Origin of the sequence: Sediminibacillus massiliensis, assembly GCF_900156915.1 — a bacterium.
GTDB lineage: Bacteria > Bacillota > Bacilli > Bacillales > Amphibacillaceae > Sediminibacillus_A > Sediminibacillus_A massiliensis.
The window spans coordinates 3,956,750-3,969,598 of the sequence record NZ_LT732535.1 but is presented as its reverse complement, the minus strand read 5'-3'; the positions used below and the strand labels follow the sequence as shown (position 1 = coordinate 3,969,598).

The following is a 12,849-nucleotide window of genomic DNA, read 5'->3' as shown; positions in this document are numbered from 1 at the left end:
ACCACTTGATGACAAGAACACTGAACACGTCCACAGGCAGCAGGCGAACGAAAGAAGCAGCCCGGGGATGGACTGCTTTTTCGTCAGCAATGAGGATTAAAGTTCTGGAGGTTAAAGAGGATAACGGGGATTTAAAACGAGGTTAATGAAGATGAAGTAAATAATCCTTGGCAAACGCCGTCTGCTTCGTATCAAGCTCGGTCAATTTGCGGTTGGTCACAGCAATGATCGCCATCAGCTGTGTGATCGTCTGTTCATGCTGCTTTAGTCTGAGGTGGATGTTGTCGCATGTCGGACAATGTTTCGCTGCCTTTTTCAAAAAGCATCCCTCCTTGCTAGTAACTCATTTATATCACAACGCAAATTTCGAGGCGAACTGCCTATATGCGATAATATGCGCTATTTTTTGCGCCGTTTTCCTGTTTTGTCCCCGGATTTCCGAGAAATACCTGCCTGTCTCTTTCCTTTCCCATAAAATTATCAATCCGGAAAACAAAAAAGACGGCCCGGTTACTGCAACCGGTCCGCCCTTTACAAAAAGTTTACTTTATATTTATATCCACTTCATCTTGTTCATTTATACTGAAATCAGCTTGGTTCAATCAACCCGTACCGTCCATCGCGGCGACGGTAAACAACATTGGTGTCACCACTGATTGCGTTCGTAAACACATAGAAGGAATGGCCTAACATATCCATTTGCAGGACAGCTTCTTCGGAATCCATCGGCTTCAAGTCAAAAGACTTGGTACGGACAATTTCCAAACCTTCGTCATCTTCTTCCTCCTGCAGCTGTGCTTCCAAAGCATCCTGTTCCATACCGGCAAACACATGTTTCGGAGAGCCATTTTGACGGGATTTGCGGTTCACCTTCGTTTTATATTTTCGGATTTGTCGTTCCAATTTATCGACTACAAGGTCGATGGCAGCGTATAGATCATCATGCCGCTCCTCGGCACGGAGTAACAGATTCGGCATCGGAATCGTCACCTCAATTACCTGCTCATCGTTATAGACACCTAAATTAACATATACATCAGAGGTAAGCGGCGTTTCAAAGTACCGCTCTAGCTTGCTCACTTTTTTCTCCACATAACTGCTTATGGGTTGAGTCACCTCAAGATTTTCTCCACGAATGTTAAATTTCATAGTTAGTGTCCTCCTTTCATCCTTATGTATTTATTATTCCACAGTACCCCGTCTAATTCCTTCTTAAACAGGGCGAATTTTCAACTATTTTGTGTCTAAATCTGACGAAATGTCGGAATCTGTGTGTGTCGGGGATTAAAGGAGAATTTTGTCTGTGGCCGCTCCAGTTTTGATTATGGTGAGCATGTTGGCCTGGGGGACGCTCAAAATTTGGATCATGATAATCTTGTTAACCTTGAAGGCGCTCCTGTCCGGGGCTGCATGTTCCACGGATGCGCGCTCCACTCAGGCGGGCCCGCGCTCAGCTTCCTTCCGTACCTGCTAACTGGATCACCAGCCACCCGTTCTAGAGCGCCTCGATCTGAAACTAGAGCGGCATCCGACGCCGGCCACCGGCCCCAATCACAGCCCCCTACCCAACGAAAAAAACCACCCGATCGGGTGGTTTTTCCATTAATGCACTATATACGGTGTCAGGAATTTATCCATCTGGCTTTTCCAGCTTTCAAACTGTGGAAGTACCCGCGCTTTGATAAGCAGGCGTTTTTCGTCATTAGTTTGGAAATCAAACCACTCTGCAAAGGACTGGATAATATCCTTGCAGTCCTCTATTAACTCGCCCAGCCTGGTTTTGTTTTCTTCAAAGATTTCGGCCATTTGCTGGTGGCAGTTGTTTAATTGATCGAACGCTGACAGCAAATCTTCGAATACCCGGACAACCTGGGGAGGTGCTTCCTCTTTCAAGTTATGCTCGAGATACGCCAGGCCTTCTTCCATGACATTCAAGAGTTCAACATATTCTTTCAGCATATGACGCTGAGAATCTTTCAGGTTGGTCATCCTATCACCTATTTCTTTTGATCTAGAAATGCCCCATCGAAATTGGCGACATTTTGGTATGGATTCGTATATTTCACGTTCGATGTTTTTTGCTTTTTGACGGCTTTCATTTCCGATTTCAACTCAGCAAACAATGTTTGAAGCTTCTTTTCGATGCCCTGGTCGAGTGGCAAAAGGGCCCGTCCCAGTTTCTGCTCTTCTTCTGAGTACGGAGGTTTGACTTGTGCAAGCAGTTGTTCACGCTCATCGAGCAGGGAAGTGATCTCTGCAATGGCTTCCTCCCGCTGTGTCGACGGGCCGATTTTTTGCAATAGATTGTGAAGGGCATCTGTCGCTTTATACAATGGAACCAATCTGTTCATTACACATTCGCACCTTGGGAATATTGCTGCTGGCGGGTCACTTTGATTACTTCTTTCCACGTATCGCGGAATTCTGTGACAAGTCCTGCCACCTCATCCAGTATTTCCGTGTCGTTCTGGATGTTCGCTTCGATCAGACGGCGGTTTATGTAATCATACATCGGCATGATTTCTTTGGTGATGGCCGCATCCTGATCCAATGTCACCATCAGTTCATGGATGATATTTTGTGCCTTTTGGATGTTCGTGTTTTTCATTTCGATGTTCTTTTCTTCTATTCCGCGTTTTCCATGTTTGATAAATTTCAAGCAGCCATTATACAGCATGAGTGTCAATTCCCCTGGTGATGCTGTTGTTACAGAATTGCTTTGGTAGGCTTGATATTGCTGTTTTATAGACATAGGTTTACAAAACATCTCCCTTATATTGCTTAAATATCCTTATTGTTTATATCGGCCGGAAAGTGGAATCTGTTAAGCCTTCTTTGAAAACTTTTTTGCCTCCCCTCCCCCACGCCTGTCATCTCCGGCTTTAAAGAGTATATGATTCTACATTTGTGTCCATAGTATAAAAGAAAAGAAACCCATATGGTATAGGAGGCGCAAAATGGCAGACGAAAAAGAACGCTCAACCATGTCCCGGCGCCGGTTCATCAAAAACTCAAGCTATGCAGCTGGGGGTGCAATCGGCGGAGGCTTTCTAGGTACGATCCTTGGCAGGAACCTGTTCGGCGGCAACAATACCGAAAAACAAGGACAGCAACAGCATGCCAACAACGACGAATCGACGAATTTCAACCAGGCATTGATGCACTTTACTAGACAGAAAGATTTTCAAATCATCAGTGCCGCAACAGAACGGATTTTTCCGGAAGACGACAACGGGCCTGGCGCCATCAAACTCGGTGTCCCGTTTTTCATCGACCACCAGTTGGCCGGTTCCTACGGGCATAACGAAAGAGAATATATGATGGGGCCGTTTTATCCTGGTTCCGACTTTCAGGGATACCAGACGAGGCTGAAAAGACATGAAGTATTCGATGTCGGCATCCAGGCGATCGAACGGGAAAGCCAGAACGAATTCGGTGAATCTTACATTGATCTGGAAGGCGAACAGCAGGATAAAATCCTGCAAAGATTCCAGGATGGTGACGTGAAATTGAAAGGGGTCACCTCGACTACTTTCTTTGAATTGCTTCGTTCGGCCACGATAGAAGGAGCCTATTCCGATCCGCTGTACGGAGGGAACGGGAACATGGAAGGCTGGCTGATGAAAGAATATCCTGGCAACTATATGAGTTATATCAATGAAATCGAAAAAAAAGAATTTATCGAAAAAGAACCACAAGCTTTAAGAGCACACATTTCCCAATAAAGAAATGGAGGACGAACAGTGGCTAAAAGACTGGATAAGGTAGAAGTAGTTACCGTCGGAGTCGGTTGGACAGGCGGTATAATCGCAGCGGAACTTGCCAAACAAGGAGTGAAAGTCGTCGGACTTGAACGGGGCAAATCGAGGTCCACGGACGATTTCCAGCATGTGCACGATGAATACCGGTATGCCATCCGCTATGAATTGATGCAGGATTTGTCCAGGGAAACAATCACCTTCCGGAATCACCGGGAAGAACGCGCCCTGCCAATGCGGCAGCTGGGCTCTTTCCTTTTAGGGGAAGGACTTGGCGGTGCAGGCGTCCACTGGAACGGCCAGACATGGAGATTCCTTCCATATGATCTTCAAATCAAAACAATGACCGATGAAAAGTATGGAAAAAACAAACTCGGTGAAGACTATACCCTCCAGGACTGGGGGATCACCTACGAAGAGCTGGAACCGTATTTCTACCAATTCGAACTAACCGCCGGAATAAGCGGTGAAGGCAACAAGAACAGCGCTCCAAGAGAAAATGACTACCCGACACCGCCGATGAAGGAAACACCGATCACGAAGCGGTTCAAGGACGCGGCTGAAAAATTGAAGTTGAGCCCGTTCCATATGCCGTCAGCAAACCTTTCCGAAACTTACGAAAACCCTGATGGCCAAACGATCAACCAGTGCCAGTATTGCGGTTTTTGCGAACGGTTCGGTTGTGAATACGGCGCCAAAACTTCCCCGAATATCACGGTCATTCCGACTGCCGAGAACACGGGGAATTTCGAACTGAGGACACATGCCAATGTGACCGAAGTGATTTATGAAGGCGGGAAAGCGACCGGTGTGAAATATATCGACTTGCAGACAGGCGAAGAATTCATCCAGCCGGCCGACATCGTGGTCTTGACGAGTTATGTCATGAACAATGTCCGGTTGTTGTTGAATTCCGGAATCGGCCGCCCGTATGATCCGGAAAGCAGAACAGGCGTAATCGGCAAGAACTACTGCTATCAAATTTTGCCTGGTGCGACAGGTTTCTTTGAAGACGAAAAATTCAACACCTATATGGGAGCAGGTTCGCTCGGAGCTGCAGTCGATGACTACAATGGCGATAACTTCGACCATTCCGACCTCAATTTCATCCATGGCGGCACCATTGCGATCACGCAAACAGGACAGCGCCCGATCAACAACAATACCGTACCGAACGATACACCGAACTGGGGAAAAGAGTTCAAGTCCCAGTCGATCAAATACTATCACCGGAATCTGTCTATCGGCGTCCAGGGAGCTTCCATCCCACACCGCAACAATTACTTAAGCCTTGATCCGGACTATAAAGACGTATTCGGCAGACCGCTGCTCCGGTTAACTTATGACTTTACCGAGCAAGATCGAAATCTGCACAAATATTTGTCAGAGAAGTGCGTAGAAATCATGAAAGAGATGGGTGCAAGCAAGGTAGAGCCAAGAGAAATCAGCGACCATTACAGCATCGTGCCATACCAGACCACCCATAATACCGGCGGCGCAATCATGGGGGCAGACCCGGAGACTTCGGCAGTGAACAATTATTCGCAGATGTGGGATGTCGATAACCTGTTCGTGGTCGGCGCTTCGGCATTCGCCCATAACGGCGGTTACAATCCGACAGGTACAGTCGGCGCATTGGCATACCGGGCTGCAGAAGGGATCATGAAGTACAGAGAAGGAAGCGGGCAATTGGTGAAGGCAAAAAACAACAGTGAACATGTTTAGAAGAATCCGCTTATCTGATGCGTAAAAAGGAGCTAATATGATGGGAATAACCAATATAGGCATTCCAGGGTTGATTATTATTCTGGTGGTGACACTGATCATTTTCGGACCGAAAAAACTTCCGGAAATCGGTGCCGCCTTCGGACAAACACTTTCCGAGTTCAAGAAGTCTGCAAGCAATTTGATGAACGATGATGGAGAGGAACAGAAGAAATACATTGAATCCGCGGAAACAGACAAAAAAGATAATCCATCTTAACCTGGCGGGGGGAATCGATGATGCGCGAAGCACATATGGATAAAAATGCTTTGGAAGCAGAGCAGACGCTCGTTGAACACCTTACCGACTTACGGAAAGCTGTCATCAGCTCTGTCGTCTTCTTTCTGGCTTGTTTTATAATCATACTGGTTTCAATCGACCATGTCATTCCATTGTTGACCGATGAAAGCAAACTGGTCATGCTGGGACCGCTGGATGTCGTCCGATTTTATACAGGGATAGCCGGAAGCCTCAGTCTCGGGCTTTCGGCCCCGTTTATCGGCTACCAAGGCTGGAAGTTTGTCAGACCGGCATTGACTAACCAGGAAAGCAGGACAGCCCTGTCTTTCATACCGGGAATCTTTTTCAGTTTCCTGGCTGGTATTTCCTTCGGTTTTTTTATCATTTTCCCTACTGTCTATGGCTTTCTAATGAGGATCGGGTCGAATAATTTCGATATGATGATCACCGCCAAAGAATACTTCTCGTTTATGCTGATGACATCGATCCCACTTGGCTTTCTATTCGAAGTACCATTGTTTCTCATGTTCCTGACGGCTATCGGCATCATCACACCGGCCAAACTGGGAGAAATCCGGAAGTATGGTTACCTGCTGATGGCGATCGTTTCGGCGCTGATCACGCCACCGGACCTGCTTTCCCAGATGATTGTGTTAGGACCGCTGATCGGGTTATACGAGTTAGGTGTACTCTTATCAAAAGTCGTCTATAAACGAAAAGAAACGGCAGAGGAACAGGTCGATCCCACCTAATTGAATTTCACATAGCAAAAAGGAGCACCATCCCCACATGGTGCTCCTTTTTTTATCCGCCGAATTGGTTCATTAAATACATCGACTGCTGATTCATCCGCTGGATCGCTTTTTCCATTTCCGTGAACTGACGCCAGTAACGGTTTTCCGTTTGCACCAGTTTGTCCTGGAACCGGTCGATCCGGGTGTCGATATCCTTCAACTGTTTACCCAGCGTGTACTGCTCAAGTGTCTGCGTTCCCTTGCCGGCCCGTTCCTGAATCCGGTCCATCGTCCCTGCCATCGAATCTTCGAGGCGGTTGATGATCCCTCTTCCACTGCCTTCCACGTCGTTCGAAAACAGCTTGTAGACAGATTGAGGATCTTCCCGTAAAGCAGTCCGCAAATCTTCCTCATCGACAATCAGCTTGCCCCCGTCCATGTAGTTGGGAGATGTTTCAATGCCGATATTCGACAGATGGCTGAAACTGCTTTCGTTATCAATCTGGCCGTACCAGCTTTGCCGCATACTCACCAGCCCGGATGACAGCATGTTGTCCCCTCTGAGCAGGCCGCTTTTTGCCCTTTCTTCCCACTGTTCGATTTGTTTATCGGACATTTCTTCTTTTTGGGCATCTGTCAGCGGTTTGTAATCGCGATACCTCGGTTCGCTTACACTTTCATTGACTTTCTCAAGCAATTCGTTGTATTTATCAACAAAACCGACGATTTTTTCGAGAGCGGCGTCGACGTCATTGTTGACAGTCACTTTGGCAGGGCCGTCTGTCGTGTCCGTGAAGTTGAACGTAACGCCGTCCAGTGTATAGGAGTTTTTCGTCGTTTCCACTTCATAGCCGTTGTTGTAAATGAACCTGGCATTGGAACCGCCTGTTTCCGCTCGCTGCCATTCAGTCGTGCCGTCTTCCAAGGTGACTTGTTTGCCATTTTTAATCTGCAGGATATCGGTCAGGAAACTGGAATTTGTCTGGCCGTTGAAGCCAATCTCGGCGCCGAGAAATTCGTCGGACTGGTTGAAATTCCCTGTCTCCGTACGTTCCAAAATCACTTTATCTGCTTCATTATCATAAAAGGCCCGGACAGCCCCGTCAGATGCTGTCGAGATTTTTTTGAAAATATCGTTCATGGAATCGTCACCGGTAAACTTCACCTGGTGATCCTGCCTGTTTCCATTCTTGTCATACGTGAAGAAATCGAAGGAAAGCTCCGTGTCAGCCCCCGTGTCGATCGATCCATTGGCAAAAACCTGTTCATTCAGTTTTCCATCAAGGTTGATCGGTTCATCCCCGCCGGAAATCGCCGACTGGCTGAAGTTGACCGCTGAAGTCGCCAATTGATCGACTTGGATATTGTAAGTACCATTCGTGGAAGCAGCCGTTGCGGAAGCAGTCACCGCCCCTGATTGTGTCGTCGATGTCGACTTGGAGCTGTACGTCTTCTGCAATTTCATATCGAGCACTTGCTGATCCAAGTCATAGAACAATTTGTTGACATCGCGATAAGCGTCACGCTGCCAGGTCATCCATGTTTTATCTTGTTCAAGCTTGTCGAGCGGCATCCGTTCCGCCCGCATCAGGTCATTGACCATTGATTCGGTATCCATCCCGGATGCCAGCCCGCTGATTCTGTTTGTATTAATACTGTCTACCATTTTCTCACCAGCCTCTATATCTTCTCATCCACGATGAAACCCATCATTTCAGCCATCGACGCATACATGTCCAGCAGCTTTTTGGGTGGAATTTCCTTGATGACTTCATTTGATTCCGTATCAATGATCGTGGCATAATATTTTTCCAATTTCTCATGATATTCGAATTTAAGTGATGATCGGCTCGGTCCGATGAATTCGTTCAACGCCTCGACCATATCTTTCACTCTTTGTTTATCCGACTCTCTGTCTTCATTTAATCCATCTTCGCGATTGCTAGTATCATTGGATTCGATTTGTTTGATTTCAGTAATGGATCTGTCTTCTGCAGATGTAGGATACTCGATGTGTTCAGCCTTTTGCAGTAGTTGGGATCCAGATATGATTCTCCCAACATTCATTACAAAAGCCAACTCCTTTATATGTATTTTCTTTTTATATCGGCTCTGTCTGGCGGGATTTTAAGTTTTTTCTTAAAAAAATATGAAAAAGAGACCGGCGGACCGGCCTCTCTTGTCAAGCATGGATCGGCATGTTCATTTGTGCCAGCAATTCTTCCATCGAAGCAATCGCATCTTCTATGTTATCCACTTTGATGTAACGGGTTTTTTCATCTGCATATTGTTTCCGGGTATGATCATAGCGCGGATCATAATAATATTCCAGCAAAAGCCTGACAGCGGTCGCATAGTCTTCCGAATGGAGTGCTGTTTCGATTTCTTTTGCTATCGGGGTATGGATCCGTTTTTTAATATGGTCAAATGCATTCAAATTTTCCTGATGGTGTTTCCATGGCTCATAATCTTCGAGAATGATTTTGACCCGCTCTTCCACCGGCATATCGATAAAAATCTGGATGCCGTTCGATTTTTTCTCGGACAAAAAATCGGGAAGGGCCACTTTGCCGATCCGTTTGCTTTCTGCTTCGAACAAAATATAGGGAGCGGATTGATAGTGAATCAACTGCTCGAGAAGCAGGGAATCAAATTTTTTCTGGTTGTTCGGCGTCAGGCCGATTTGTCCGAACACAGATCCCCTGTGCTGGGCCATGCCTTCCAAATCGATGACCGGATACCCTTTTTTCCTCAATTCGTGTAAAATGATGGTTTTGCCCGATCCGGTATAACCGTTCAAAGCAATCGACTCTGGCTGTATATGATAACTGTTCAATGTGTCGACCACCCAGCTGCGGTATGTTCTGATTCCGCCAACCAGACGGGATACAGACATCCCCATCAAATCGACCACGGTGGCAGCCGTTTTACTGCGCATACCCCCGCGCCAGCAGAACACGGCTTTCGGACCTTCGACTTCTTTGAACTTTTCGATAAACTGCGGAAGCTTCGCCGACATGATTTCGAGCCCGCGTTTTTTGGCAGCTTCGGTACTTTCCTGTTTGTAAATCGTGCCTACCTCCGCCCTTTCCTCGTCATTGAAAACAGGAATGTTGATACTCCCGGGGATGGTCCAATCACGAAACTCGGACGGCGACCTGACATCGATCAGCTTGATTTGTTGTTTCTGATGTAAGGCTAATACTTCATCTAGATGGATATCTTGAAACATTTTTTTACATCTCCAACTTTTTTAAAATTGCCGATAAAATCTATCAGCTTAATATTACTATTTTATCACTGTCATGCCGGGTAGTAAATCGGCAGAAAGATTGATAAAATTCTCGTATAAGATACAAGACTGTAACAAAAAACTTAGCGAATTGAAACATTGCAATGCAGGATTTTTTGTTACCATATAAGGATAGTAAAAGAATAATGGCGTACTATGCGATTTTTTAGCATGTGACTTCCTTCGTTGTTAGAAGGACGTTGTCGTAATCTGAATTCACGCTTTTAAATAAGCACTGCGGGGGATCTAGATGACAGTAGAAAAGCAACTGATCAACAAAACCTATTACGAAACATTGATGGAAGAGAATACAAACGCCCAGCCAATCCAGGTCTTGGGCGAGCTGTACAGCGAAGAACAGAAACAGGAAATGCCCGAATTATCGTCAATCCGGTTTGCACAGGGAGAAATCTATTTCCAAAACAAAGACTATGAAGCGGCGATTTTCAAATGGGAAAATGTTTCCGATGAATTGAAGCCGTGGGCTACCAAAAATATCGCCGATGCCCATCTTGAAATCGACTTACTCGCCATCGCCGAGGATTACTATAAGGAAGTCGAAACCGACTCGGATGTATTGAAAACGGAAGTGCTTCTGCAGCTGTTCTCCTTGTACATACAACGCGACAAGCTGGAGCTTGCGGTAGAATCGATCAAAAAAGCGGTCGATCTCAATCCGGATTACCCGGATGTGACCGATATGGCGAGATCCTTTTTCGAAAAACAGCACGACTGGGACAATGCCGTGGCACTCGCTATCAACGAAGCGATCCGGACCGAGTCGCTGTCATGGTTCAAGGTGGTCGAGTCCTATGTCGAAGCAGGCCATACGACTGGCAAACAGCCGAATTACTTCAAGCAGGCTTTGGTTCGTTTATTCAGTCTGAACCAGGCCCGTTTCGAAAGCCTCTCGGCGGCACTTTGGAACAGTTATAAACACACCGACATGTATTTCACATGGCTTGAGGAGTACAACAAGCTGTTTCTCGTCTTGAAACCGGAAGACTCTTATGTGTGGCGGGACCTTCCCCTTTTATATGAAGAAACGTATTTGGAATTGACGAACCGGGAAATGCTGATCGAGGATTTCTCTTATTTGATTCCGAATCATCTGACCAATTGGCTGAAGGTGTCAGCTACTTCCGACCCGCTCGTTTCATCAGCAGCAGTTCTGGCTTGGAACGAGCTGTTCCCATCTGCCATCGACGAAGAAGTCGTTAGCAAGGCCGAAAATCTGCTCAAAAAATCGGGCCGCAATCACAATGGTGTGGAAGATGGAAGCAAGTTGTTAACATCGCTCCTGAACTGGGCGGAATATGAAGGCTTTTCATTCGGGGAACAATTCCAGGCAATGGTCCGGGAATTGCTCGATGTCCAAGCCTACAACTTGATGGTGGCAGGACCGGAAACTGCCGGAAAAACGACATTTCTCAATACTCTATTAAATGAGCGGCTCGTCGAGGACAGCACTTCTGCGACGATTCTTTTCAAAGACGCAGAAGAAGCGGAAATCCAAGTTGTATCAAACAATCAACAAAGCAGTGTTTCCGACTCCGAGGCTTACCGGCAGGCTGTCCGGATCAGGGACAACTTCATCAAGTGCAGAAGACCTGTTTCGTTCTTGCAGGATCATAAGCTCGGTTTGATTCACAGCCCGCTTCCGGTTGCAGGACGACACGCACATCTAGCGGATGGACTGCTGTTCGTGATGAACGCCGATTCCCATCTCACCTTCGAAGAGCTGGACAAAGCGGTCAAAATCAAAGAACAGGCACCAGACCTGCCAATCCATTTCCTGTTATGCCAAATGGACTGGGCAGCCGATTATCAGCAAGAAGCGGAAATGTTCAAAACGACAACCGAACGAATTTATTCCTATTTCCCTAATGCCAATGTGTTTTCTTTCCGCGTCAATGACCGGAAAAACCGCCTGGCTGAAGCGTCCGAAATGATCTGGACGATTATCGGAGACGAAAACCAGGAAAAGATACGCGCAATCAACCTCCTATATTTCGTCAACAAAGCGATCCAGACACTGCGCGACCGCCGTACAGAAATGGAAGATTCCTATGTCGAGAACATCAAATGGAACGATGAAATTGTCGTAAAACTGAAAGGCGCCCAACACCAGTTAAGCGACATGGAGGAAGAAAAAGCCCGCGTCGTCAAAAAATCCTACAAAGCGATTACAGACGACTTGCGGAAAGAACTGAACAAAAAAATACCGGAACTGTTGAAGAACTGTTCCAAATTGGTCAACGAAAAAAGTGATTTCAACAAAATCCATATCGAGTTGAATGAAGAAATGAACAAGCGCATCGCCGATTACCTGGAAGACACGGCCCTGCCGAACTTCCGCACAGCCATCCAAGGATGGATCGTCAGCTGCGAAGGCCAGTTCAACGACAGCCAGGCATACCTGCATGACATCAGCGAAAGCTTCAATCAGCTATATGGCGAAGAAAAAATCACCCTGGACTGCGACTTCAAAGTACTGAACGACTGGCGCCGGGATGTCGACCGGATGACAAGAGGAAGCGCACAACCCGAAAAAGTCAACATCATCACCAATTCGGATCCGACCCAGTTCCTATGGAAAAGTGCCGGCAGACTGTTCGGCGCGTTCTCGCAAAACGACATGATTCATAGTAAGTACAAGCAGTTCATCGAAAACAAAGACTACAGCGCCGTAACCCAATCCATTACGGATCAGTTCATGCAGCAGTTTGAGTTGTTTGAAAAGTATCTGGAACGCGACATCAGCATGTTTTTCAAAAATCCTAATGAAGAGCTGGAGAGAACGTTGGAAGAGGCACTGGAGGACATCGAAAAGAATAGAAACGCCCTGAATGAAATGAGGGAACATCCTGAGACACAGCTTGATCCGCTGAAGTTGTTTGAGTTGAGGCATCGTCAGTATGAGTGGATGGAGAAGTTTGAGGAACGGATTCATGAGTATCAGTAGGGTGAAGGATAAAAGAAGAAGGCTGCCGGTGGGGCAGCCTTTTTCGGGTTTGAGTTTTTTATAGAAATGTTATGTTCCGTTAAACTGCCTGATTG

General features: G+C 46.5%; 13 protein-coding genes. 5 read left to right on the top strand and 8 right to left on the bottom strand.

What is annotated here, in order from left to right; all coding sequences use genetic code 11:
- Nucleotides 1-142: 142 nt before the first annotated feature.
- The 5 genes from CZ434_RS22335 to fliS all read right to left on the bottom strand — a co-directional run bounded on the left by CZ434_RS22335 (nt 143) and on the right by fliS (nt 2,752).
- Nucleotides 143-319 carry a hypothetical protein gene (locus tag CZ434_RS22335; protein ID WP_179107330.1) on the bottom strand — a complete coding sequence of 59 codons (177 nt, stop codon included), beginning with the start codon at nt 317-319 and terminating at the stop codon, nt 143-145.
- Nucleotides 320-588: 269 nt separating this feature from the next.
- The gene (gene hpf, locus CZ434_RS20260; protein ID WP_077624788.1) at nt 589-1,149 is read right to left on the bottom strand and encodes a ribosome hibernation-promoting factor, HPF/YfiA family; all 561 of its coding nucleotides are present in this window, start codon (nt 1,147-1,149) and stop codon (nt 589-591) included.
- Between the two features lie 453 nt (nt 1,150-1,602).
- The gene (locus CZ434_RS20255) at nt 1,603-1,989 is read right to left on the bottom strand and encodes a DUF8042 domain-containing protein (protein WP_077624787.1); all 387 of its coding nucleotides are present in this window, start codon (nt 1,987-1,989) and stop codon (nt 1,603-1,605) included.
- A gap of 8 nt (nt 1,990-1,997) precedes the next feature.
- Complete coding sequence (fliT, locus tag CZ434_RS20250) at nt 1,998-2,351, bottom strand: flagellar protein FliT (RefSeq protein ID WP_077624786.1); 354 nt, start codon at nt 2,349-2,351, stop codon at nt 1,998-2,000.
- Nucleotides 2,351-2,752 (bottom strand): flagellar export chaperone FliS, encoded by a 402-nt coding sequence (gene fliS, locus CZ434_RS20245; protein WP_077624785.1) that lies wholly within the window; start codon nt 2,750-2,752, stop codon nt 2,351-2,353. Before fliS ends, fliT begins: the two co-directional genes overlap by 1 nt.
- A gap of 205 nt (nt 2,753-2,957) precedes the next feature.
- Here fliS and CZ434_RS20240 point away from each other — a divergent pair, with 205 nt between their 5' ends.
- From CZ434_RS20240 to tatC, 4 genes are read left to right on the top strand one after another with little or no spacing between them, the layout of a single operon-like run.
- The gene (locus tag CZ434_RS20240; protein WP_077624784.1) at nt 2,958-3,725 is read left to right on the top strand and encodes a gluconate 2-dehydrogenase subunit 3 family protein; all 768 of its coding nucleotides are present in this window, start codon (nt 2,958-2,960) and stop codon (nt 3,723-3,725) included.
- 18 nt (nt 3,726-3,743) lie between these two features.
- On the top strand, nt 3,744-5,483 hold the full coding sequence (locus tag CZ434_RS20235; protein ID WP_077624783.1) for a GMC family oxidoreductase: 1,740 nt from the start codon (nt 3,744-3,746) through the stop codon (nt 5,481-5,483).
- Nucleotides 5,484-5,523: 40 nt separating this feature from the next.
- Nucleotides 5,524-5,742 carry a twin-arginine translocase TatA/TatE family subunit gene (gene tatA, locus CZ434_RS20230; RefSeq protein ID WP_077624782.1) on the top strand — a complete coding sequence of 73 codons (219 nt, stop codon included), beginning with the start codon at nt 5,524-5,526 and terminating at the stop codon, nt 5,740-5,742.
- Nucleotides 5,743-5,762: 20 nt separating this feature from the next.
- A complete protein-coding gene (gene tatC / locus CZ434_RS20225; RefSeq protein ID WP_245831037.1) occupies nt 5,763-6,515 on the top strand; it encodes a twin-arginine translocase subunit TatC in 753 nt (250 codons plus the stop codon).
- A 52-nt stretch (nt 6,516-6,567) separates the two neighbouring features.
- On the opposite strand, the gene CZ434_RS20220 is transcribed toward tatC, so the two are convergent.
- The 3 genes from CZ434_RS20220 to mnmH all read right to left on the bottom strand — a co-directional run bounded on the left by CZ434_RS20220 (nt 6,568) and on the right by mnmH (nt 9,729).
- A complete protein-coding gene (locus tag CZ434_RS20220; RefSeq protein WP_077624781.1) occupies nt 6,568-8,163 on the bottom strand; it encodes a flagellar hook-associated protein 2 in 1,596 nt (531 codons plus the stop codon).
- A gap of 14 nt (nt 8,164-8,177) precedes the next feature.
- The gene (gene flaG / locus CZ434_RS20215; protein WP_077624780.1) at nt 8,178-8,564 is read right to left on the bottom strand and encodes a flagellar protein FlaG; all 387 of its coding nucleotides are present in this window, start codon (nt 8,562-8,564) and stop codon (nt 8,178-8,180) included.
- Nucleotides 8,565-8,679: 115 nt separating this feature from the next.
- Nucleotides 8,680-9,729 carry a tRNA 2-selenouridine(34) synthase MnmH gene (gene mnmH, locus CZ434_RS20210; RefSeq protein WP_077624779.1) on the bottom strand — a complete coding sequence of 350 codons (1,050 nt, stop codon included), beginning with the start codon at nt 9,727-9,729 and terminating at the stop codon, nt 8,680-8,682.
- Between the two features lie 310 nt (nt 9,730-10,039).
- Between mnmH and CZ434_RS20205 the strand changes: the two genes are divergently transcribed.
- Nucleotides 10,040-12,754 carry a P-loop NTPase family protein gene (locus CZ434_RS20205; RefSeq protein WP_077624778.1) on the top strand — a complete coding sequence of 905 codons (2,715 nt, stop codon included), beginning with the start codon at nt 10,040-10,042 and terminating at the stop codon, nt 12,752-12,754.
- Nucleotides 12,755-12,849: the final 95 nt, after the last annotated feature.